Annotated in this window: 3 protein-coding genes; all 3 read right to left on the bottom strand. The window is 69.8% G+C overall.

Going from position 1 to position 960, the window contains the following annotated elements; translation table 11 throughout:
• Positions 1 to 69: 69 nt before the first annotated feature.
• Positions 70 to 270 (bottom strand): hypothetical protein, encoded by a 201-nt coding sequence (locus GM655_RS22515; protein WP_155436891.1) that lies wholly within the window; start codon positions 268 to 270, stop codon positions 70 to 72.
• Positions 237 to 512: a hypothetical protein gene (locus GM655_RS22510; protein ID WP_155436890.1), complete on the bottom strand. Its 276-nt coding sequence runs from the start codon at positions 510 to 512 to the stop codon at positions 237 to 239. Before GM655_RS22510 ends, GM655_RS22515 begins: the two co-directional genes overlap by 34 nt.
• A gap of 141 nt (positions 513 to 653) precedes the next feature.
• Positions 654 to 960 (bottom strand): hypothetical protein (locus GM655_RS22505; RefSeq protein WP_229632705.1); only part of this gene is annotated, 307 nt, incomplete at its 5' end.

Genomic DNA, 960 nt, shown 5'->3' with positions numbered 1-960 from the left:
AATCACGGCCACGGACACCTCCACCAGGCAGCAGCACACCGAGCAGCGGAATCACGGCCACGGACACCTTCACCAGGCAGCAGCACACCGAGCAGCGACACCACGGCCACGGCCAGCTCCACCAGGCGACAGCACACCGAGCAGCGACACCACGGCCACGGCCAGCTCCACCAGGCAGCAGCACACGGCGCAAGCACACCGAGCAGCGGCATCACAGCCCCGGCCAGCTCCGCCGGTCAGCAGCGCGCCGAGCAGCGGCACAACGGCCACGGACACCTCCACCAGGCAGCAACGCATCGAGCAGCGGCACAACGGCCATGGCCAGCTCCACCAGGTAGCAGCTCAACGAGCAGTGGCAGCACGGCCGCCAGCTGGGCCGGCGCAAGCGCATTGAGCAGCGACACCACGGCCTGGCCTTCGCCACCAGGCGACAGCACACCGAGCAACGGCACAACGGCCGCCAGCTGGGCCGGCGCAAGCGCACCGAGCGGCGGAACAACGTACCCGGCCATAACCACCAGACAGCAGCGGGTCGAACAGCTACATCACGGCCCCTTCCACCACCAGGCGACAGCATCCCGAGCAACGGCACAACGGCTGTCAGCTGGGCCGGCGCAAGCGCATTGAACAGCGACACCACGGCCTGGCCTTCGCTACCAGGCGACAGCGCGCCGAGCAGCGGCACAACGGCCACGGCCAGCTCCGCCAGGCGGCAGCACACCGAGCAACGACACCACGGCCACGGCCAGCTCCGCCAGGCGGCAGCACACCGAGCAACGACACCACGGCCACGGCCAGCTCCACCAGGCGACAGCACACCGAGCAGCGACACCACGGCCACGGACACCTCCACCAGGCAGCAGCCCATCGAGCAGCGGCACAACGGCCACGGACACCTCCACCAGGCAGCAGCCCATCGAGCAGCGGCACAACGGCCACGGACACCTCCACCAGGCAGCA

Origin of the sequence: Pseudoduganella danionis, assembly GCF_009720775.1 — a bacterium.
In the GTDB taxonomy this organism is placed as follows: Bacteria; Pseudomonadota; Gammaproteobacteria; order Burkholderiales; family Burkholderiaceae_D; genus Rugamonas; species Rugamonas danionis.
Note: the sequence above shows the minus strand (reverse complement) of the source record. Positions and strands in the feature narration are given on the sequence as shown.